Origin of the sequence: Micromonospora sp. NBRC 110009, from assembly GCF_030518795.1 — a bacterium.
Taxonomy (GTDB): Bacteria; Actinomycetota; Actinomycetes; order Mycobacteriales; family Micromonosporaceae; genus Micromonospora.
This window is the reverse complement of record NZ_CP130427.1, coordinates 2,148,035-2,167,902: the sequence shown is the minus strand read 5'-3', so window position 1 is coordinate 2,167,902 and position 19,868 is coordinate 2,148,035. Positions and strand designations below refer to the sequence as shown.

Here is a 19,868-nt window from a genome sequence, read left to right as displayed (position 1 = left end):
CCGATAAGAGCGACTCCGACGATCCCTCCGAGTAGGTTGCAAGCCGACGCCTACCGGAGGGATTCGTCGTGTCGTACCCCGATCAGGCCGCGCCCCGCCGTCCCGGGGCGGTCGTCACGGCGGCGGCGGTCCTGCTGCTGATGGCGGTCGGCGCCGTGGTGTACGCGGTCGCCACCCTGCTCGTGGCGTCCGGCACGGTGGACCGGTTCCGGGCGTCGGCGCAGGCCACCGGGGCCCGCGGCGGCGACATCGACGAGGTGGTGGCGCTGCTGCGCGGCTCGACGGCGCTGTCGGCCGTGGTCGGCGTGGTCATGGCTCTGCTGCTCATCGGCCTCGCGCTCGGGCTGCTCTCGGGCCGCCCCGGCGCCCGGGTGGCGACCTGGGTCGTCTCCGGGCTGGGCCTGTTCTGCGGCTGCTGCGGGTTGGCGGTGCTGGTCGGCCAGCGGGCCGCCCCGTTGCGGGTGAGCGCCGACGGTCGGGCCGCCGCCGACCTGCTCGCCCAGCTCGGCGAGGCCTATCCGGCCTGGTGGATCCCGGTGAACGCGGCGGTGTCGGTGGCCCAGGTGCTCGGCTACCTGGTGGCCGCGGCGCTGCTCACCCTCCCGGCGGCGGTCGCCTTCTTCCACCGCAGCCCCGCGCCGGCGCCCGCCGGCCCGACCCCGCCGGCCTTCGGTCCGCCCTCCGCGCCGCCGGCCTCGACCCCGCCGGGCTACGGTCCGCCGGCTCAAGGTCCCGCGTCCCACTGGGGGCCGCCCCCTCCGCCGGCACCGCCCACCCCGCCGCCCCCGTCGGCCCCGCCCGCGCCGACCCCGCCCCCCGAGGACCGCCCGTGACCGACGGACCGCACCCCTCCTACCCGCGCCGCGCGTTGGTCACCGGGGCCAGCCTGGGCATCGGCGAGGCGTTCGCCCGCCGGCTCGCCGCCGACGGCTGGGACCTCGTCCTGGTGGCCCGGGACGCCGGCCGCCTGGCCGCGACCGCCGCCGAGTTGACCGCCCGGTACGGCCGCCAGGTCGAAACGATCTCCGCCGATCTGTCCACCGACGACGGCTGTACGGCGGTGGAGCGCCGGCTGGCCGCCGAGCCGCCGGTCGAGCTGCTGGTGAACAACGCCGGGATCAGCCTGAACACCTCCTTCGTCCGGTCGGCCGTCGAGGACGAGGCCCGCCTGCTGCGGTTGAACGTGCTGGCGGTGCTGCGGCTGACCCACGCGGCGCTCGGACCGATGATCGAACGGGGCAGCGGGACAGTGATAAATGTCTCTTCGGTCGCCGGTTTCGGCGTGCCCATGCCGGGATCGACGTACTCCGCCAGCAAGGCCTGGGTGACGAATTTCAGTGAGTCGATCGGCCTCTCGGTGGCACCGCTCGGGGTGCGGGTGATGGCCCTCTGCCCCGGCTACACCCGCACCGGCTACCACGAGCGGGCCGGCATCGACATGTCGCGTACCCCGCGCTGGCTGTGGCTGCGGACCGACGAGGTGGTCGACGAAGGGCTGCGTGACCTGCGGAAAGGAAAGCTGGTCAGCGTGCCGACCTGGAAGTACAAGCTGGCCGTGGCCGGCCTGCGGCACGCCCCACGACGGCTGCTGCGCGGCGTCTCCCGGGACACCCGGGGCCGGGTGGGGCGAGCGGACGGCTGACCGCCGGTCGGCCCGGCGCGCGTCCCGCCGACGGGATCGGCGTCCGGTGGCCCGGATGGACGGTCGCGCAGCGTAGTCGCACATCGCCACCCGTCGGTCGCCCGCAGGGTGACCCCGGTGGACCCGACAGACGCCTCCCAGACTTGCGCAGTACCCTCTATCGCCATGGGCGACCACGACGACCTGCGTAAATTCATCACCGACCTGGCTGTGGTCCATGGCCGCGTGGTGCTCTCGTCGGGCCGTGAGGCCGACTGGTACGTCGATCTGCGTCGCATCACGCTCCATCACCAGGCGGCGCCGTTGGTCGGCCGGGTGCTGCGGGACCTCACCGCGGACTGGCAGTACGACGCCGTCGGTGGGCTGACCCTCGGGGCCGACCCGGTGGCGGCCGCGATGCTGCACGCGTCGGCCGGCACCGACCGGCCGCTGGACGCGTTCGTGGTCCGCAAGGCGGGCAAGGCGCACGGTCTGCAGCGACGCGTCGAGGGGCCGGACGTGGCCGGTCGGCGGGTCCTGGCGGTCGAGGACACCTCGACGACGGGCGGCAGCGTGTTGACCGCCGTCGAGGCACTGCGTGAGGCCGGGGCCGAGGTGGTGGGTGTGGCGGTTATTGTTGATCGAGGCGCTGGCGACGCGGTGCGAGCCGCCGGACTGCCTTATCGGGCGGCCTATACGTTGGCTGACCTCGGCCTTGTGGCGTAAAAGTTTGCCGATTCGGATCTGCTGATATGCAGGCGGATCGATGCTGCTGGTGGAAGGATGGAATACGTGGGAACTGCGTTGGCTGAAATGACCATGCCTCAGATCTCGCCGCTTGCCGGCGAGCCGATCGAACGTGCCGATGCCGAGCGTCTCGCGGGGGTGCTGAAGGCCCTCGCCGATCCTGCCCGGCTGCGGCTGCTCAGCCTGATCCAGTCGGCGCCCGAGGGCGAGGCGTGCGTGTGTGACCTCACCGCGCCGCTCGGCCTCTCGCAGCCGACGGTCAGCCACCACCTGCGAATCCTCACCGAGGCCGGCTTGCTGGAGCGGGAGAAGCGTGGGGTCTGGGCGTACTACCGGCTGGTGCCGACCGCGATCGCCACGATCGCGGATCTGCTCACCCCGCCGCGTAAGCGGGCGACCAAGAAGGCCCGCTGAAGCCGGACGTGTCCGAGGTCCCGGTCGGTTGTCCGGGGTCGTGGCGCGGCGTCAGCTCGGCCTTCATTCGGCCCGGAGTGCCGCCTAGCGGCGCGAAGGCCGAATTATGGCCGCCAGCCGAGCCCGGCTGTCCGTAGGCCGCCTCGACCGAGTGTGGTGGTGGCGTGCCAGGGGTGGCGCCACCGCCGAACGGTGACGGCTGCCCGTGATCCGTTCCACCCGCAGGTAGACAAGACGCTGATGGCCGGCCCCCACCAGGGGACCGGCCATCGGTGTATCCGGGTCAGCGTTCGTGTCGCCCGCGCCGGCCGTGCCGGCGGTGGTCGTCGCCCTCGACCGCGTCCCGCACCGCGTCGACCGCGCCGGCGGCGCTGGCCGCCGCGACCATCGCGGCCGCCTCGCCGCGCTTGCGGGCCCGCCGGTCGCGGAGGAACTCGAAGAAGATCGGCAGCACCGAGATCAGGATGATCACCGCGACCACGGGCAGGATGTACCGGTCGATCTTGTCGCCGATCGCCTGGTAGATCTGGTCCGCCAGCAGGTAGCCGATCAGCAGGATGCCGTCCACCCAGAGGAACGCGCCGACGATGTTCCAGACCAGGAACTGCCGGGCCGGCATGCCGAGCACCCCGGCCACCGGGTTGAGGAAGGTCCGCACGATCGGGATGAACCGGGCCAGCACCACGGCCTTCGCCGGGCCGAACTTCTGGAAGTAGTACTCGGCCTTCTCGACATACTCCCGCTTGAACAGGCGGGAGTTGGGCCGCTCGAACATCCGCCGGCCGTACCGGGCGCCGAGCCAGTGACCGAGCTGGGCGCCGGCGATCGCGCAGAGCGGGCCGCCGATCAGCAGCCCGGCCAGCGACAACCGGGTGCCGCTGCCGAAGATCGCGTCGGCCACCGGCGAGGCGGCCACCCCGGCCAGGAAGAGCAGCGAGTCACCCGGAAAGAAGAAGCCGACCAGCAGGCCCGTCTCGGCGAAGAGGATCGCCCAGACGCCGAGCATCCCGAAGGTGTGGATCAGGTCCTTCGGGTCGAGCGGGTTCAGGGCGACGCTCTCGGAGATCATTCGGGTCTTTTCAGCTGTGTCCACGGCCACAAAGGGTACCCGGGCCCGGTCCGGCAGCGCGCCGGACCGGACCTACGGGCGTCGGTGCCGCCTAGAGGCGCGGATCGACCGGTTCCGACTCACAAGCGAGGATCGCGAAGACCAGCTCGTGCCGCCGCCAGAGCGGGGCGTCCTCGGCGAGTGCGTCCAGCGCGGCCAGGCCGAGGCCGTGCTCGCGCAGCGCCAGCCCGCGCTTGCGGCCCAGCGAGCGCCGGCGCAGCGCGGTGAGCTGAGTCGGCTCGGTGTACCCGGGACTGTAGATGATCCGTAGGTACTCCCGGCCCCGGCACTTGATCCCCGGCTGGAGCAGCGACCCCTTCGGCGAACGGGCGGCCAGGCCCGCGTACGGCTTGACCACCATGCCCTCGCCGCCGGCCGCGGTCAGCGCCAGCCACCAGTCGGTCGCCGCCGCCACCGCCGCCGGGTCGGACAGGTCGACCACCTGCCGGCGGGTCGGAGTGAAGAACTCCGGATCCGCCGTGCAGAGCCGGTCGGCCAGGGACAGGTGCCAGCCGTGGTCCCGGTCGGCGTAGCTGGCGCCGGCCCCGGCCAGCACGGCGAACGGCGCCAGCGTCACCCCGCGCAGCCCGTCGGTCGGCCCAACGTACGCCCGGTACGCCGCCGAGTACGCCTCGACCTCGGCACCCCGGTCGGCCATCCGGCCGCGCAGCTCACCCACCGGCAGCCCCCGCCCGGCCGCGGCGTCCAGCGCGCCGAGCACCGCCGGCAGGGCGGCCCGGCCGGCGGCGCCGACCCCGGCGTACTGCTCGCGGATCAGCCCGCCCGCCTTCGCCGACCAGGGCAGCAGCTCGCAGTCCAGCAGCAGCCAGTCGGTGTCCAGCTCGGCCCAGAGGCCGGCCGCGGTGACCGCCGTACGGACCCGGGCCAGCAGCTCGTCGTCGAGCGGCGGCCCGAAGAACGGCCGGCCGGTGCGGGTGTGCACCGCGCCGCCGGCGAACCGCCCCGGCTCCCGCTCCACCAGCACCACGGCCCGCGAGCCCATGTGCTTCTCCTCGCAGACCACCCGCTCGACGCCGGCCGAGCGGTAGTCGGCGAACGCCTGCTCCGGGTGCTCCAGGAAGCCGTCCACAGTCGACGTCGAGCAGGGTGCCATGGTCGGCGGCAGCCAGACCAGCCGGCCCGGGTCGACCGCGTACCGGCTCATCACCTCCAGCGCGGCGGCGGCGTTCTCCGCCGGCACGGTCAGTGTCCCGTACGCATGCGTGAGGTGCCGCCGGCCGGTGACGTCGGCCAGGTCCAGCACCGTGTCCGGCCGGGTGGGCGTGACCGGGACCAGCGGGCGGGCCGGGGCGTACCACTCCTTCACCGCCGGGACGGAGACCAGTTCCTTCTCCGGGTACCGCAGGGCGGTGAGCTGGCCGCCGAAGACGCAGCCGGTGTCGAGGCAGATGGTGTTGTTCACCCACTCCGGCTCCGGCGTCGGCGTGTGCCCGTACACGACCATGGCCGAGCCCCGGTAGTCGCGCGCCCACGGGTAACGGACCGGCAGGCCGTACTCGTCGGTCTCGCCGGTGGTCTCCCCGTACAGCGCGAACGACCGCACCCGGCCGGACGCCCGGCCGTGGTACGCCTCCTTGAGCCCGGCGTGCGCCACCACCAGCCGGCCGCCGTCCAGGACGTAGTGGCTGACCAGCCCGTCGATGAAGGCCGCCGTCTCCGCGACGAAGCTCTCCGGCTCCGCCTCCAGCTGGGCCATCGTCTCGGCCAGGCCGTGGGTGAGCCGCACGTCCCGGCCGCGCAGCTTGCGCAGGAGCTTCTGCTCGTGGTTGCCCGGCACGCAGATCGCGTGCCCGGCCGCCACCATGCCCATCACCAAGCGGAGCACGCCGGGGGAGTCCGGGCCGCGGTCCACCAGGTCACCCACGAAGACCGCGGTACGCCCGGCCGGGTGCACCGCGTCCACCGGGCGGCCCGCGTCGTCGTGCCGCACGGCGTAACCCAGCCGGAGCAGCAGCGCCTCCAACTCCTCCCGGCAGCCGTGCACGTCGCCCACGATGTCGAACGGGCCGGCCAGCTCGCGCCGGTCGTTGAAGAGCTTCTCGTAGCGGATCTCCGCGGCGTCGACCTCGTCGATCCCGCGCAGCACGTGCACCTTGCGGAAACCCTCCCGGGCCAGCCGCCCGTACGACTGCCGCAGATCACGCTGCATCCGGGCGAGCACCTGCCGGCCGTGGGTCCGGTCGGCCCGGCCCTGCGTACGCTCCCAGGCCAGCGCCTCCGGCACGTCCAGCACGATCGCCACCGGCAGCACGTCGTGCTCCCGGGCCACCTTCACCAGCGCGGCCCGGGCGTGCGGCTGGAGGTTGGTCGCGTCGACCACGGTCAGCCGCCCCCGGCGCAGCCGGATCCCGGCGACGTGGTGCAGCGCGTCGAACGCGTCGCCGGAGGCCGCCTGGTCGTTCTCGTCGTCGGCCACCATGCCGCGGAAGGTGTCCGAGGAGAGCACCTGGCTGGGCCGGAAGTGCCGGCGGGCGAAGGTGGACTTGCCGGAACCGGAGACGCCGACCAGCGCCACCAGGGCGAGCTCGGGAATGTCCAGGATGGTCATGCGCTGATCTCCTCCTTCCGGGTCAGTACGGCGAGCTGGGTCGGGCTCCCCACCTCCGGGTCCTCGTCGCCGACGCCGTCGATCGTGGCGGAGTAGCCGTGGGCCGCCGACACCCGTCCGACCCACGCCGCGAACTCCGCCCGGGTCCACTCGAACCGGTGGTCGGCGTGCCGGAACCGCCCCGCGCCCAGCCCCTCGTAGCGGACGTTGTACTCGACGTTCGGCGTGGTCACCACGACCGTGCCGGGGCGTGCGTGCCCGAACACGGCGTCCTCCAGCGCTGGCAGCCGGGGCGGGTCGACGTGCTCGATCACCTCCATCAGCACCGCCGCGTCGTAGCCGCGCAGCCGATCGTCCCGGTAGGTCAGCGCCGACTGCCACAGCCGGATCCGGTCCCGCTGCCGCTCCGGCAGCCGGTCCAGCCGCAGCCGCCGACCGGCCAGGGTGAGCGCCTGGCTGGACACGTCCGTGCCGACGACCTCGGTGAACCGCCGGTCGGCGACCAGCGCGGTGAGCAGCGCCCCGCCGCCGCAGCCCAGGTCCAGCACCCGGCTGGCGCCAGTGGCCCGCAGCGCGGCCAGCACCGCCTCGCGCCGGCGTACGGCCAGCGAGGCGCGCTTCTGGTCCGCCTCCGCCATCGGCCCCGCCGGGTCGACGCTGTCGTCGGCGGGGGGCTCGTCGGCCAGGCGCAGCTCGGCCAGACGGGCCAGGGCCTCCCCGGCCAGCGCCCGGCGGTGGGCCAGGTAGCGGCGGGTGATCAGGCCCCGTTCCGGGTGGTCGGCCAGCCAACCGGCGCCGGCCCGGAGCAGCTTGTCCACCTCGTCCGGCGCCACCCAGTAGTGCTTGGCGTCGTCCAGCACCGGCAGCAGCACGTACAGGTGGTTCAGCGCGTCGGCGAGCCGCAGCGTCCCGGCCAGCGTCAGGTCGACGTAGCGGCTGGCCCCCCACTCCAGGTACGCCTCGTCCAGCGGGATCGGGGTGGCGGTCACCGTCCAGCCCAGCGGGGCGAAGACGCGTACGGCCAGCTCCGCGCCGCCCCGGCAGCGCAGCACCGGCACCCGCACCTCCAGCGGGATCGCCGTGGCCGCCAACTCCGGCCGGTCCCGGGACTCGCCGCGCAGCGCCGACCGGAACACCTTGGCCAGCGCCGACGAGAGCAGGCTCGACGCCGCGTAGGGGCGGTCGTTGACGTACTGGCCGAGGGTGAAGGTGTCCGGGGTGGCCGCCTGCTTGCGGCCCCGACCGCCGCCGAGCTTCAGCGGGTCCACCTCGACCAGCAGCGCCGCCGTACAGCGCTGCTCGTCCGCCTCGGGGTAGAGCACGTGCGCGGTACCCGCGGGCAGCTCGAAGCTCTGCACCCGGTCCGGGTGCTTGACGAGGAGGTGGCCGAGGTCGGTCGCCGGGTGGTGGGTCGTGGTCACGGTCAGCAGCACGGCTCTGATGCTCTCACCGCTGTCGATCGCGTTTCGGTGGTGAGGCCGGGGATGAGACGACGGTGCCCCGCCGACCGGGATCGGTCGGCGGGGCACCGGGGAGGTCGGAGCCGTCAGGCCACGAAGCGGGTCCGGCGGCGACGGGCCACCAGGTAGCCGCCCACACCGGCGACCAGCAGCAGCGCGCCGACGCCGGCGATCAGGCCGGTGGCGCTACCGGTGATCGGCAGCGTGCCACCGTCACCCTCGCCGCCGCCGCCCTGGCCGCCGCCACCGCCGCCACCGTTGCCGGCGCCCTTGATGACCAGGGCCGCGGTGTCGTTGCGCGGGTTGAGGTCGGCCACCGGGCCGTCGCTCTCCAGGTCGAAGTGGATCAGCCGCACCGAGCCCGGCGTGCCCGCGACCCGGTCGATCCGCAGCGTGAACTCGAAGAGGGCCCGGTCGCCCTTGTGCAGGGTCTCGGACCACTCGCAGAAGTAGGTCCTGGCGCCCGGCTCGTTCGGACCACCCTCGATGTCGGTCGAGCACTGCTCGGGGGCGGCCACGACCGTGGCCCCGGCCGGGATGTTGACCTGCGCGATGGTCACGATCTCCCCGCCCGGGGAGTACGAGTTGGTCATGGCCGGGCCGTTGTTCACGAAGCCGACCTTGGCCTGGACGGTCCGACCCTTGGTGCCCGCCAGTTCGGCGCCGATCGCGGCCACGTCGGCCCGCTGCTCGCCGGTGACCTTCACCTCGATGCCGGTGAAGTTGTTGGTGGTGTCCTTGTCGGTCTGCCGCAGCGACTGCACCTGCGCGTCCGTCGCGGCGACCAGCTTCAGCGGGTCACCGGTGCCCTGCTGCCAGCCGTCCACCGCCTTCAGCTCGGTCTCGAGGTCGTCCCAGTCGCCCTGGGCGAACCACGTCGCGTTGGCGAACAGCTCGCCGGGGGCCCAGGCGTCCGGGGCGATCCGCAGCCCGGACGAGCTCTCCAGCCGTACTCCGGCGCCGGGGGCGATGTCCTCGTCGAAGGTGCACTGGGTGAAGTGGGCCCCGAAGGCGTCGAGGTAGGAGCAGTTGCCGTAGCGCTGGCTGGGGGCGAGGGCCTCCATGCTGACCAGCAGGAGCGTCGCGCCGTGGGCGGTGTTGTCGCCGACGTTCGCGACCGTGATCGCGGGCTTGAGGGTGGCGCCCGCCGCGCCCGCCGTCGTGATGTCGGCCCCGGCCGCGAGGTCGACGCCCTCGCCGATCTCGACGGTGGCGTGGGTGGTGGCCTTCCGCCCGTCGCCGGCCAGGCTCAGCACGACGTCGCCCTTCGCGCCCACCTCGGCCTTCTCGTTGGCCTTGACGGTCAGGTCGACCACGTAGTCGACGAGGTCCTCGCCCTTGAGGGCGCAGGTGATGACGGCGCCGGCCGTCTCGCAGCCCTTCACGTCGTCGGTCAGGGTGACCGAGGCGATGTCCTGGACGGCGGTCCGGTCGATGGTGAGGGTCAGGTCCTCGGGCAGCGCCTCGGCGTAGGCGAACAGGGTGATGGCCCGGGCCTCGCCGCCCGGCGCGACCAGGGTGTTGTTCGCGTAGAGCAGCAGGTCGTCCGAGCCTGGAGCGGCGGCGGCGGGGGTGGCGGAGGCGGCGACGAACGCGCCTGCGACGCCGATGCCGGCCAGCCAGCGCCGGGCGGAGTGGGTGAGCATCAGGGGAATTCCTCCGGTGAGGGAATGCAGGTGGAGCGCGTGCAGCTTAGAGAACCCTTAAGTGCCGGCGCTGTCCCGCGGTCTCGTCCGCCCTGACATTGACCGAACGGATGATCGGCGACGGTCCGGGGAGACCGCGCGGGTGGGGTGTTCGGGCTGGTGCGGACACGTCGATGCCCGGCGGAAGGGTCGCCGGGGCACCGGTGACACCGGACCCGTCAGGCGACGAAGCGGGTGCGGCGACGCCGCCGGCGGACACGCTGTACGGAGGGTAGGCGGATGACCACCTCGTCCGCTGCCCCGGGCGCGGCGGGACATCGACAAAGGACCGTTCGGCCGATCCGGGCCGGACGCAACGTTCCGGCGGGCCGCGCCCGTCAACAGGGCGGGACACCGGGAGGTGCAGTGACGTACGAGGAGTTCGCCGACGCGCGGCTGAGCGTCCTGCTGCGGTACGCGGTCATGCTGACCGGCGATCCGCACCAGGCGCAGGACCTGGTGCAGGACACCATGGTGCGGGTCCAGCTGAACTGGCGTCGGGTGGCGCGCAGCGACGCCCCGGAGCGGTACGTCCGGCGCATGCTCACCAACCAGTACATCGACTGGCGGCGTGGTTCGTGGGCCCGCCGGGTGCTGCTGCGCGGCGAGCCGGACGAGGCGGTGCCGGCGCCGACCGACCACGCGCAGTCCGCGGTGGACCGGGACCAGGTCTGGTCCTGGCTGTCCCGGCTGCCCCGGCGGCAGCGCGCGACGCTGGTGCTCCGCTACTACGAGGACCTGCCCGACGCGGAGATCGCCGAGATCCTCGGCTGCGCCGTCGGCACCGTCCGGTCCAGCATCTCGCGGGCGCTGGCCACCCTCCGAGCCGAGACCGTGGAGGTGCACTGATGATCGAGGACGACCTGCGAGCGGCCTTCGCGCGGCACGAGGGAATCACCCCGCCGACCGGCCCGCTCCGCGCCGCCATCGACCGGGCCGTGGTTCGCCGCCGGCGCCGCCGCCTCCGGCTCCGGCTCGGCGGTACGGCACTGGCGGTGGTCGCCGCCGCCCTGGCCGGCTTCACCGTGGTCGCGCCGCAGCACCGGGAGACCGCGTCCCCGCTGCTGCCCCAGCCGGCCGCGTCGGCCCCCACCGGGGCGCTGAACATGCTGCTCGTCGGCGTCGACGGGAACGCCGACCGGGCCGCCCGGTTCGCCGACTCGGTGCTGCTGGTGCACGTCCCGGCCGACCGCAGCCGGCTCTACCTGGTCGCGCTGCCGCGCTACCTGGAGGTCTCCGTCCCCGGCCACGGGCCGGACCGGCTCAACGCGACCTTCTCGTTCGGGGCGGGCACGCCCGAGCCGGATCTGAGCCGTGGCTACCAGGTCACCCGGGATGCGGTGGCCGACACCCTCGGCGTGCGCATCGATGCCGGCGGGGTGCTCACCTATTCGGCGGTGCGGAAACTCACCGACGCGCTCGGCGGCGTGCAGGTCTGCCTGCCGCAGCGCGTCCACTCGGTGCACACCGACCGGGTCTACCCGGCGGGCTGCCAGCGGCTCGACGGCACTGCCTCGGTGGACGTGCTCCGCCAGCGGGTCCAACTGCCGGACGGCGTACTGGACCGGGACCGCAACGCCGAGCGGTACGCCGCCGGCCTGCTCCACCGGCTCCAGGAGCGGGACACGTTCACCAACCCGGTCGTGCTCAACTCGCTGCTCCAGCACCTCGGCTCCGGGCTGGTCGCGGACACCGGCGACAGTTCCCTGCCGGCCCTGGCGCTGGTGGCCGCCAAGGCCGCGACCGCCGAGTCGGTCGGCCTCCTCCCGCCGGGGCGGCACACGGAGGAACCGGAGATGCGCTTCCGGCTCGATCCCGCCCTCGGGCCGGGCTTCCTCGCCGCGCTGCGGGACGACCGGCTCGGTGAGTGGGCTGCCGCCCACCCGGACCAGGTCACCCGGCTGCGGTGACGCGGGGAGGGGCCGGCCGGCCCCTCCCCGCCCGTCAGCGGTAGTCGTCCTCGTCGGCGACGACCACCCGGGCCTGCTCCATCGCGTCCCAGTCGTCGACCTCCAGGCCGCGGTGCGGCTCGGTCTCGCCGTCCTCCGGGTTCACCGCCACCGCCTGCTCGACCGCGTCGGCCGGCTCCGCCTCCAGATCCCGCTCCTCCGGAGCGAGGTGGTCGCTCGGGGCGAATTCCTCGTCGGGCTGACCCATCGTCCCTCCCTGGATCTCGGTACGGACGGTCACCACCACACCGTACGGGCTGGTGCCGGTCGCCGCTCGGTGCCGAGCCGAACCGCGGCGGCGGCCCCGAGTCGGCGGATTGTCCCTCCGGGCGCGTTGCCCGGTGCCAGGATGGTCACGTGGGCTTTCTGATCCGGTTGGCGATCACCGCGATCGCGCTGTGGATCACCACACTGATCGTCCCCGGGGTGGAGGTGAGCGGCCGGAGCGGGGCGAACATGGCGCTCACCCTGATCGCGGTGGCGCTCATCTTCGGCGTGGTCAATGCGGTGCTGAAGCCGGTCATCAAGGTGTTCGGCTGCGTGTTCTACCTGCTCACGCTAGGTCTGTTCGCGCTCGTGGTCAACGCTCTGCTGTTCCTGCTCACCGACTGGATCGCCCGGCAACTGCACCTGCCGTTCCACGTGGACGGCTTCTGGGCCGCCTTCTGGGGGGCCATCGTGATGGCCGTGGTGAGCTGGCTGATCAGTGTCGTGGTGCCGGACAGGCTGGAGAGCCGGTGACCGGTTCCCGGGTCGGTTGTGCCGGCCGCCAGTTCCTACGGGATACTTCCCGCGGTGGACAGCGCGGTCCGGCGCACCCAAGGAAGACAGCGGCCTGCACGGCCGAGAGCGGTAAGTAAGGAGCGTTCGACATGCCCATCGCTTCCCCCGAGGCCTACGCGGAGATGCTGGACCGGGCCAAGGCCGGCCGGTACGCCTACCCCGCGATCAACGTGACTTCCTCGCAGACGCTGAACGCGGCGCTCAAGGGCTTCGCCGACGCGGAGAGCGACGGCATCATCCAGGTCTCCACCGGTGGCGCAGAGTACCTGTCCGGCCCGTCCGTCAAGGACATGGTGACCGGCGCCGTGGCGTTCGCCGCGTACGCGCACGAGGTGGCCAAGAAGTACCCGGTGAACATCGCGCTGCACACCGACCACTGCCCGAAGGACAAGCTGGACAAGTTCGTCCGGCCGCTGATGGCCATCTCCCAGGAGCGGGTGAAGAACGGCCAGGAGCCGCTGTTCCAGTCGCACATGTGGGACGGCTCGGCGGTGCCGGTGGCGGAGAACCTGCAGATCGCCGAGCAGCTCCTCACCGAGGCCGCCAAGGGCAAGATCGTCCTCGAGATCGAGGTCGGCGTCGTCGGCGGCGAGGAGGACGGCGTCGAGAACGCCATCAACGAGAAGCTCTACACCACCGTCGAGGACGGCCTGGCCATGGTCGACGCGCTCGGCCTCGGCGAGAAGGGCCGCTACATGGCGGCGCTGACCTTCGGCAACGTGCACGGCGTCTACAAGCCGGGCAACGTCAAGCTCCGCCCGGAGGTGCTCCACCACATCCAGGTGGCGGTCGGCGCCAAGTACGGCAAGGAGAAGCCGCTCAGCCTGGTGTTCCACGGCGGTTCCGGCTCGCTGCTGTCGGAGATCCGCGAGGCGCTGGACTACGGCGTGGTGAAGATGAACATCGACACCGACACCCAGTACACCTTCACCCGGCCGGTCGCGGACCACATGTTCCGCAACTACGACGGCGTGCTGAAGGTCGACGGCGAGGTCGGCAACAAGAAGATGTACGACCCGCGCGTCTGGGGCAAGGCCGCCGAGGCCGGCATGGCCGCCCGCGTCGTGGAGGCCTGCGAGCACCTGCGCTCCACCGGCACCACGATGAAGTGACCACCGCGTGAGCCGGAGGCCGGCACCCGATCGGGTGCCGGCCTCCGCGCGTCTCAGCCGGCGGTGAGCACCCGGACCGCCTCGCGGACGTCGTCGGTGAGGTGCACGGTGGCCGACAGGTCACCGAACGGGGAGGCGGCGAAGAGCGGGCGCAGCAGCGCCTCGACCGGCAGTTCGGTGGTCCAGTACGTCCGGTCCAGGAAGACGTACGCGCCGCTGGCCCCGTCGGTGCCGTAGTAGGTCTTGGTGGCCGCCTGGAACACCTCCTGCACCGTGCCGGCCCGGCCGGGCGCGAAGACGATCCCGCCCCGGGCCAGCCGCAGGATGGTGTCCTCCCGGATGGCGTTGGAAAAGTACTTGGCGATCCGCCCGGCGAACAGGTTCGCCGGCTCGTGCCCGTACAGCCAGGTGGGGATGGCCAGCCCGCCCGAGCGGGCCCACTCGGTGCCGGCGGCGGCCGGGCGCGGGGTGGGCAGCGTCGGCCCGGCCGCGTACTTCTCCCGGACCCGCAGCGCCGCCTCGGTGTAGCGGTCGTGGTCGGTGAAGTCCGGCGCGGTGGCCAGCACGTCGATCGCCGCGGTCAGCTCCTCCGCCGGCCAGGCCGCCAGGAACGCGCCCAGGTTGGCCGCCTCCATCACGCCCGGACCGCCGCCGGTCACCACCAGCCGGTCGGCCCGCGCCAGCTCCCACCCCAGCACCGCCGCCATCCGGTACGCGGCGCTGCCGCGCGGCACCGCGTGCCCGCCCATCACCCCCACCACGGACTGCGGCCCGTGCGCCGCCAGCCAGCTGCGGGTGGCGTCCGCCAGGGCGTTGTCCACCCCGTGGTCGTGCAGCCGCTGGCCGAGCGCCTCGCGGACGTCCGGCAGCGCCCCGCCGTGCGCGCGGAAGTGCGCGTACACCCGGGTGTCGTACATCCCGGCGAAGCCGGCCTCGGTGAAGCCCGCGGCCAGGTCCTCCGCCGTGTAGAGGCAGGCCGGCTGGGTCGGGTAGGGCAGCTTCGAGAACGGGGGAACCACGTTCGCCCCGCGCCGGACCAGGTCGGCGCCGACCTCGCGAGCGGCGAACCGACAGCCCACGAAGAGCGTGTCGGCCACGTCGGTCCGGGTCAGGTCGGGAACGGGATCGAGGTCGAGTCGGAGGCCCTGCACGGTGAGCCCGGCCAGGCTGCCGGTGGCCAGGTGTCGGTCGAACTCGGCCCGGGTCTCGATCTCGTCGATGCTGGTGTCGTGCGGCTCGATGACGTCCGCGGGAGGTGGGGTGGGCACCGGACCATCCTGCCCGCCCCGAGCAAGCCGGCAAACGTGGGTCACGACGACAGGAGCCCGGCGGCCAGGCCGCCGGGCTCCTGCGTAACCGGGTCCTGGGGAGGCTCCGGACCAATAGTTGTAGTGGAAAAGATCGCCGGATGGCATGGGCCGCGGGTACCGGGCCGCGGGCCCCAGGCGTGACGAAACCCTCAGCCGTTCAGCCGACCGGCTCGCCGGACCCACTCGCGTACCCCAGGGCGAAGCGGGTTGAATGGGGCGATGCAGAACCTGTTGCCTGAGCCACCGGCCACCCTGCTGCCGGCGACCGAGGAGGCCGACGCCGCGCTGGCGGCCGCCGTCGAGCAGGACACCGACGAGGCGTACGCCGAGGTCGCGGCCCGCTTCCCGACCTACAGCGCGGCCTGGGCGGCGCTTGCCGCCCGGGCGTTCGCCGCGGGCCAGGTCATCCCGGCGTACGCGTACGCGCGCACCGGCTACCACCGCGGCCTGGACCAGCTCCGCCGCAGCGGCTGGAAGGGCCACGGCCCGGTGCCCTGGTCGCACAAGCCCAACCGGGGCTTCCTCCGCTGCCTCTACCTGCTGTCCCGGGCCGCCGGCGAGATCGGCGAGGCGGACGAGGCGGCCCGCTGCGCCCAGTTCCTCCGCGACTGCGACCCGGCCGCGGCCGACGCCCTCGCCAGCCACTGACCCACCGCGCAACGGCCGGCTCCCCAGCGGGGGCCGGCCGTCGCGCCTGTGTCACAGCCCTTCGGCGACCGCGGCGGCGATCTTCAGCCAGGCATCCCGGGTGGCCGAGGAGAGCTGCCCGTACCGGATCGGCTCGCCGGTGTCGATGAGCCGCTCGTACGGCGCGAGCAGCACCGCCCGGGTCCGGGCCGCGAAGTGCTCCTGGATCGCCGGCAGGTCGATCTCCTTGCGCGACGGTGGCATCGACACCACCGTCACCGCCTGGCGGACCAGCCGCTGCCGGCCGCTCTGCTCCAGGTGGTCGAGCATCCGGGCGGCGGTCTCCGCCGAGTCGTTCCGGGCCGACATGGTGACCACCAGTTGGTCGGTGGCATCCATCGCGGCCTGCCAGTTCTGCGCCCGGACGTTGTTCCCGGTGTCCACGAAGATCAGCTTGTAGAAGCGGCTGACCACCTCGCGGATCTCGGCGAAGGCGGCGGCGGTGAGCATCTCGCCGCCGGTGGCCGACTCGTCCGAGGCGAGCACGTCGAACATCCCCTCGCCCTGCGAGCGGACGTACTGCGACAGGTCGCCGACCCGGCCGTGCGCCCCCTGGAACTGCGCCAGGTCGCGCAGCATGTCCCGGACCGTACGGGAGTGGAAGTCCTGCTGGGCCCGCATGCCCAGGGTGCCCTGGGTCTCGTTGTTGTCCCAGGCCAGCACGTACCCGCCGCGCTTCTGGCCGAAGGTCATCGCGAGCAGCAGGATGGCGACGGTCTTGCCGGCACCGCCCTTCGGGTTGACCACGGTCACCTGGCGCAGTCCGCCGAAGTTGCGGCGGACCGTCTCGATGTCGCGCTTCAGTTCCTGCTCGTGCCGCCCCGGCGGGAGCCGGACCAGCCCGATCTTGTTCACCACCGCGCGGACGCCCATCGTGGCCACCGGGTCGACCGGCCTGGCCTGGCGACGCCGGGCGAAGTCCTCCGCGGTCGGGGTGGCCCCGGCCTCCGGCGTCCAGGCCGGCTCCGGGTACCCGGCCGGAACCGCCGGCTGCGCGGGTTGCTGCGGCCCCGGCGCGGGCTGCGGCGCTCCCGGTGCGGGTTGCTCCGGTCCCGGGGTGGCCGGCGGTTGCGGCGCCGGGCCGGCCGGCTGGTGCGGCCAGGCCGGCGGGTACCAGCCCGGGGTAGGGCCGGCCGGGTATCCGGGTTGGCCGTATCCGGCCGGCCCCGGCGGGTAGGCCGACCCGTTCCCGTACGGCGGCTGGGCGAGTGGCACACCCGGCGCCGGCGGGAACGGGCCGAGCCGCGACGGCGCGTCACCGGCCGGCGCCTCGGCTGCCGGTGCCTCCGGCCCCGGGGGGACCGATCCGGCGGTGGCTGGCGGAGCGGCCGGCACCGCCGTCGCCGCCGGGTCGGTGGGCGTCGCCGACGCGTCGGTGGGCTCGGTCGGGGCGGTCGACCGCTGCGGCGGCTGGGCCCACGGCGACTCCGTCCGGCCGCCCGAGGTGCCGCCGGCCTGGTGGGCGCCGACCCCGGTCCGGTCCGCCCCGTCGTCCGTGGTCGGGCCGTCCTGCGCTGCGGTCGTAACGGCCGCCGGGTCGCCCTGCTCCGGGGCCGTGGACGTCGGATTCGGAGCGACGGGCGGCCGGTCGAGGGTGAAGGGGAGGTCCAGGTCGACCGGCGGCTGGGTGCGCGGCGCGGGCACCGGGCTGACGGGGCGTACCTCGTCCGGGCCGCGCCCAGCGGCGGCCGGGTCGTGCGGCGCCGGTCCGGTGGTGGGGTGGACCGGTGACCGCGGCGGCTCTGCGGCCGGCGGGGGCGGGAGCGGCCAGGGGGGTGTGCCGGGCTGGGCCGGGGTCGCCCACGGCGGGACGCCGGCGCCCGGTTCGCTCTGCTCCGGCGGCCAGAGCGGTTCGATGTCGCGCTCCGGCACCTGCGGTTGGCCCGGCACGTGGGCCCGGTCGGCGTTCTCGTGCACCACGGTTCCTCCCCATTCCTCCCGCCCGAGGATAGGCCGTCCGGGTGATCGGGCGGGCGGACCGGGGATCGACGGTGGTCAGGCCGTCCAGACGGCCCAGGCGCCCGGTTCGGTCCACCAGGACCGCTTCCGGCTCAGCTCGCCCTCGACGCCGTCGTCGAGGAAGGGCACCTTCGCGTCGCGCGGCGCCACCGCCACGGCCCGGCCCCGGGCCCGGCGTACCTCGAGTCGGACCCGCTTCCTGCCCAACGCGGACCGGGTGACCACGGGAACTGCCACCGCCACCTCGACCCGGCCGTCGGTCGGGTCCGGGTCGGCCAGCAGGGTCACGTCGTCGAGGCGCGCGTACCCGCCGGCGTTGCCGACCGCGCAGGCCATCAGCGGGTCCTCGCCGTTCGAGAGGATCGCGCCGTCGACCTCGACCCGGGCGCGCCAGTGCAGCGGCCGGCCCGCGTCGTCGGCCGCGCCGAACAGCGCGCCGTCCAGGGTCACCGAGCCGCCGTCGTTGCGCAGCAGGTCGAGCCGGCGGGGTGTGCCGTCCAGCACCGCCGCGGCCACCGCCGCCGGATCGCGGGGCAGCCCGAGCTGCGCGGCCAGGTCCCGCGCCGTCCCGGTCCGGGCCGGATCGAGCGGCAGTACGCCGACCGGCGGCAGGTCGGGGACGGTCCGGTTGCCGGGCAGGTCGTCCGGACGGCGGCTGGGCGGCGGAGCGTACCGCCGGACCAGCCGGCGCAGGACGGCCCGCAACTGACCGTCGCTGGCCGTGGCGACGACCAGCCGGGTCTTGGAGTCGGGGTCCGGCCAGGTGAGGCCGTCGGGACGCGGCGGCCCGTCGAGGCGGGCCAGCACCTGGTCGATCTCGGCGTCCGAGCGGGCGGTGACGGTCTCCACCCGGGCACCCCGGGCGGTCAGCGCGTCCGCGCAGGCCAGCGCCGGTACGCGGGGCGTCTCGCAGCGCTCCTCGGACTGCTCCCCGGCCGCCTCGGCGGCGCCACCACAGCAGGCTCCACCGCTGCCGCAGCCCCCACCGGGAGCGTCCCGCTCCGAGCCGAGGGTGAGCAGCACCACGTCGTACACGAAGGAGCCTCCTGCTTCTCGACGAACCCCTGCCGGTCCCGTCGTCACTACTTGTTAGCCTGACACCCCGGGCTCGCTGACCGGTCGCCACCTGGCACCCGAGCCTTCTGGAGGCGGAGAAGATGCCAGCGATCGTGCTCCTCGGCGCCCAGTGGGGCGACGAGGGCAAGGGCAAGGTTACCGACCTGCTGGGTGAGCGGGTCGACTACGTCGTGCGCTACTCCGGCGGCAACAACGCCGGGCACACGGTGATCACCCCGGACGGCCAGAAGTACGCCCTGCACCTCATGCCGTCCGGCGCGCTCTCCCCGAACGCGATGATCGTGATCGGCAACGGCGTGGTGGTCGACCCGAAGGTGCTGCTGGAGGAGATCGACGGTCTCGCCGAGCGCGGCGTGGACGTCTCCCGGCTGCGCATCTCCGGCGACGCGCACCTGATCATGCCGCACCACCGGGCGCTGGACCGGGTGGTCGAGCGCTACCTGGGCAGCTCCCGGATCGGCACCACCGGCCGGGGCATCGGCCCCGCGTACGGCGACAAGGTCGCCCGGATGGGCATCCGGCTCCAGGATCTGCTCGACCCCGGCATCCTGCGCAAGAAGCTGGAGCTGGCGCTCCGCGAGAAGAACCAGGTGCTGTTCAAGGTCTACAACCGCAAGGCGATCGACATCGACGCGACGATCGAGGAGTACCTGGAGTACGCCGAGCGGCTCCGGCCGTACATCGCGGAGACCCGGGTGATGCTCTGGGACGCCCTGGACCGCGGTGAGACGGTGCTGCTGGAGGGCGCCCAGGCCACCATGCTCGACATGGACCACGGCACGTACCCCTTCGTCACCTCGTCGAACCCGACGGCCGGTGGGGCGTGCGTGGGCGCGGGCATCCCGCCGACCGCGATCACCAAGGTGATCGCGGTGAGCAAGGCCTACACCACCCGGGTGGGCGCGGGGCCGTTCCCCACCGAGCTCTTCGACGACAGCGGCCGGCACCTCGTCAAGATCGGTCACGAGTACGGCACCACCACCGGCCGGGAGCGCCGGGCCGGCTGGTTCGACGCCGTCGTCGCCCGGTACGCCTGCCGCCTCAACGGCGTCACCGACCTGGTGATCACCAAGCTGGACGTGCTCACCGGCCTGCCCAAGGTGCCGATCTGCGTCGGGTACGAGATCAACGGCGAGCGCTTCGACGACATGCCGATGACGCAGACCGACTTCCACCACGCCACCCCGATCTACGAAGAGCTCGACGGCTGGTGGGAGGACATCACCAAGGCCCGCACCGAGGACGAACTCCCCGAGAACGCGCGGCGCTACATCGCCCGCATCGAGGAACTCTGCGGCACCCGGGTCACCATGGTCGGCGTGGGCCCCGGCCGCGAAGAAAACGTCCTCCGCCACCCCCTCCTGCCCTGACCCCACCCCACTCGCCT

At 73.6% G+C, this 19,868-nt stretch carries 18 protein-coding genes; 10 read left to right on the top strand and 8 right to left on the bottom strand.

The features are described from left to right. The first annotated feature begins 68 nt into the window (after nucleotides 1–68). The 4 genes from Q2K19_RS10355 to Q2K19_RS10340 all read left to right on the top strand — a co-directional run bounded on the left by Q2K19_RS10355 (nucleotide 69) and on the right by Q2K19_RS10340 (nucleotide 2,782). Nucleotides 69–833 carry a hypothetical protein gene (locus Q2K19_RS10355; RefSeq protein ID WP_302769918.1) on the top strand — a complete coding sequence of 255 codons (765 nt, stop codon included), beginning with the start codon at nucleotides 69–71 and terminating at the stop codon, nucleotides 831–833. After that, nucleotides 830–1,642, top strand: a complete 813-nt coding sequence (locus Q2K19_RS10350; protein WP_302769917.1) for an SDR family NAD(P)-dependent oxidoreductase — start codon at nucleotides 830–832, stop codon at nucleotides 1,640–1,642. Before Q2K19_RS10355 ends, Q2K19_RS10350 begins: the two co-directional genes overlap by 4 nt. Nucleotides 1,643–1,807: 165 nt before the next feature. Further along, nucleotides 1,808–2,347, top strand: coding sequence for an orotate phosphoribosyltransferase (gene pyrE / locus Q2K19_RS10345; protein WP_302769915.1), 540 nt, complete (start codon nucleotides 1,808–1,810; stop codon nucleotides 2,345–2,347). 57 nt (nucleotides 2,348–2,404) lie between these two features. Next, nucleotides 2,405–2,782, top strand: a complete 378-nt coding sequence (locus Q2K19_RS10340; protein ID WP_007073957.1) for an ArsR/SmtB family transcription factor — start codon at nucleotides 2,405–2,407, stop codon at nucleotides 2,780–2,782. A gap of 283 nt (nucleotides 2,783–3,065) precedes the next feature. On the opposite strand, the gene Q2K19_RS10335 is transcribed toward Q2K19_RS10340, so the two are convergent. From Q2K19_RS10335 to Q2K19_RS10320, 4 genes are all read right to left on the bottom strand, one after another. After that, nucleotides 3,066–3,851: a DedA family protein gene (locus Q2K19_RS10335; protein ID WP_446839756.1), complete on the bottom strand. Its 786-nt coding sequence runs from the start codon at nucleotides 3,849–3,851 to the stop codon at nucleotides 3,066–3,068. A 91-nt stretch (nucleotides 3,852–3,942) separates the two neighbouring features. After that, the gene (locus Q2K19_RS10330; protein ID WP_302769910.1) at nucleotides 3,943–6,459 is read right to left on the bottom strand and encodes a polynucleotide kinase-phosphatase; all 2,517 of its coding nucleotides are present in this window, start codon (nucleotides 6,457–6,459) and stop codon (nucleotides 3,943–3,945) included. After that, the gene (locus Q2K19_RS10325) at nucleotides 6,456–7,892 is read right to left on the bottom strand and encodes a 3' terminal RNA ribose 2'-O-methyltransferase Hen1 (protein ID WP_302769908.1); all 1,437 of its coding nucleotides are present in this window, start codon (nucleotides 7,890–7,892) and stop codon (nucleotides 6,456–6,458) included. Before Q2K19_RS10325 ends, Q2K19_RS10330 begins: the two co-directional genes overlap by 4 nt. A gap of 113 nt (nucleotides 7,893–8,005) precedes the next feature. After that, entirely contained in the window at nucleotides 8,006–9,565 is a 1,560-nt protein-coding gene (locus Q2K19_RS10320) for an LPXTG cell wall anchor domain-containing protein (protein WP_302769905.1), read from the bottom strand. Between the two features lie 405 nt (nucleotides 9,566–9,970). On the opposite strand from Q2K19_RS10320, the gene Q2K19_RS10315 reads away from it, so the two are divergent. Further along, entirely contained in the window at nucleotides 9,971–10,453 is a 483-nt protein-coding gene (locus tag Q2K19_RS10315; RefSeq protein ID WP_302769903.1) for a SigE family RNA polymerase sigma factor, read from the top strand. Continuing rightward, on the top strand, nucleotides 10,453–11,514 hold the full coding sequence (locus Q2K19_RS10310) for an LCP family protein (RefSeq protein ID WP_302769901.1): 1,062 nt from the start codon (nucleotides 10,453–10,455) through the stop codon (nucleotides 11,512–11,514). The genes Q2K19_RS10315 and Q2K19_RS10310 overlap by 1 nt, the downstream gene beginning before the upstream one ends. A 34-nt stretch (nucleotides 11,515–11,548) precedes the next feature. On the opposite strand, the gene Q2K19_RS10305 is transcribed toward Q2K19_RS10310, so the two are convergent. Then, nucleotides 11,549–11,761 (bottom strand): hypothetical protein, encoded by a 213-nt coding sequence (locus Q2K19_RS10305; protein WP_302772396.1) that lies wholly within the window; start codon nucleotides 11,759–11,761, stop codon nucleotides 11,549–11,551. Nucleotides 11,762–11,910: 149 nt separating this feature from the next. Between Q2K19_RS10305 and Q2K19_RS10300 the strand changes: the two genes are divergently transcribed. Together Q2K19_RS10300 and fbaA are read left to right on the top strand one after the other, a co-directional pair. After that, on the top strand, nucleotides 11,911–12,294 hold the full coding sequence (locus tag Q2K19_RS10300; protein ID WP_302769898.1) for a phage holin family protein: 384 nt from the start codon (nucleotides 11,911–11,913) through the stop codon (nucleotides 12,292–12,294). A gap of 131 nt (nucleotides 12,295–12,425) precedes the next feature. Then, a complete protein-coding gene (gene fbaA / locus Q2K19_RS10295; protein ID WP_302769895.1) occupies nucleotides 12,426–13,448 on the top strand; it encodes a class II fructose-bisphosphate aldolase in 1,023 nt (340 codons plus the stop codon). 53 nt (nucleotides 13,449–13,501) lie between these two features. On the opposite strand, the gene Q2K19_RS10290 is transcribed toward fbaA, so the two are convergent. Continuing rightward, nucleotides 13,502–14,716 (bottom strand): LOG family protein, encoded by a 1,215-nt coding sequence (locus Q2K19_RS10290; RefSeq protein ID WP_302769892.1) that lies wholly within the window; start codon nucleotides 14,714–14,716, stop codon nucleotides 13,502–13,504. Nucleotides 14,717–14,977: 261 nt separating this feature from the next. Here Q2K19_RS10290 and Q2K19_RS10285 point away from each other — a divergent pair, with 261 nt between their 5' ends. Further along, on the top strand, nucleotides 14,978–15,406 hold the full coding sequence (locus Q2K19_RS10285) for a DUF3151 domain-containing protein (protein WP_302769889.1): 429 nt from the start codon (nucleotides 14,978–14,980) through the stop codon (nucleotides 15,404–15,406). A 51-nt stretch (nucleotides 15,407–15,457) separates the two neighbouring features. Here the strand turns inward: Q2K19_RS10285 and Q2K19_RS10280 are convergent, their stop codons facing one another. Next, nucleotides 15,458–17,365, bottom strand: a complete 1,908-nt coding sequence (locus Q2K19_RS10280) for a MinD/ParA family ATP-binding protein (RefSeq protein WP_302769886.1) — start codon at nucleotides 17,363–17,365, stop codon at nucleotides 15,458–15,460. A 75-nt stretch (nucleotides 17,366–17,440) separates the two neighbouring features. Next, on the bottom strand, nucleotides 17,441–18,439 hold the full coding sequence (locus Q2K19_RS10275; RefSeq protein WP_302769883.1) for a diacylglycerol kinase family protein: 999 nt from the start codon (nucleotides 18,437–18,439) through the stop codon (nucleotides 17,441–17,443). 122 nt (nucleotides 18,440–18,561) lie between these two features. Here Q2K19_RS10275 and Q2K19_RS10270 point away from each other — a divergent pair, with 122 nt between their 5' ends. Continuing rightward, the gene (locus Q2K19_RS10270; RefSeq protein WP_302769882.1) at nucleotides 18,562–19,851 is read left to right on the top strand and encodes an adenylosuccinate synthase; all 1,290 of its coding nucleotides are present in this window, start codon (nucleotides 18,562–18,564) and stop codon (nucleotides 19,849–19,851) included. Nucleotides 19,852–19,868 lie beyond the last annotated feature (17 nt).

Bases quoted from the DNA above. Each gene is read 5' to 3' on its own strand.
- Q2K19_RS10270 (WP_302769882.1), top strand. From the start codon at position 18,562: ATGCCAGCGATCGTGCTCCTCGGCGCCCAGTGGGGCGACGAGGGCAAG.
- fbaA (WP_302769895.1), top strand. From the start codon at position 12,426: ATGCCCATCGCTTCCCCCGAGGCCTACGCGGAGATGCTGGACCGGGCC.
- Q2K19_RS10335 (WP_446839756.1), bottom strand. From the start codon at position 3,851: ATGATCTCCGAGAGCGTCGCCCTGAACCCGCTCGACCCGAAGGACCTG.
- Q2K19_RS10340 (WP_007073957.1), top strand. From the start codon at position 2,405: ATGGAATACGTGGGAACTGCGTTGGCTGAAATGACCATGCCTCAGATC.
- Q2K19_RS10320 (WP_302769905.1), bottom strand. From the start codon at position 9,565: ATGCTCACCCACTCCGCCCGGCGCTGGCTGGCCGGCATCGGCGTCGCA.
- pyrE (WP_302769915.1), top strand. From the start codon at position 1,808: ATGGGCGACCACGACGACCTGCGTAAATTCATCACCGACCTGGCTGTG.
- Q2K19_RS10285 (WP_302769889.1), top strand. From the start codon at position 14,978: ATGCAGAACCTGTTGCCTGAGCCACCGGCCACCCTGCTGCCGGCGACC.
- Q2K19_RS10330 (WP_302769910.1), bottom strand. From the start codon at position 6,459: ATGACCATCCTGGACATTCCCGAGCTCGCCCTGGTGGCGCTGGTCGGC.
- Q2K19_RS10310 (WP_302769901.1), top strand. From the start codon at position 10,453: ATGATCGAGGACGACCTGCGAGCGGCCTTCGCGCGGCACGAGGGAATC.
- Q2K19_RS10305 (WP_302772396.1), bottom strand. From the start codon at position 11,761: ATGGGTCAGCCCGACGAGGAATTCGCCCCGAGCGACCACCTCGCTCCG.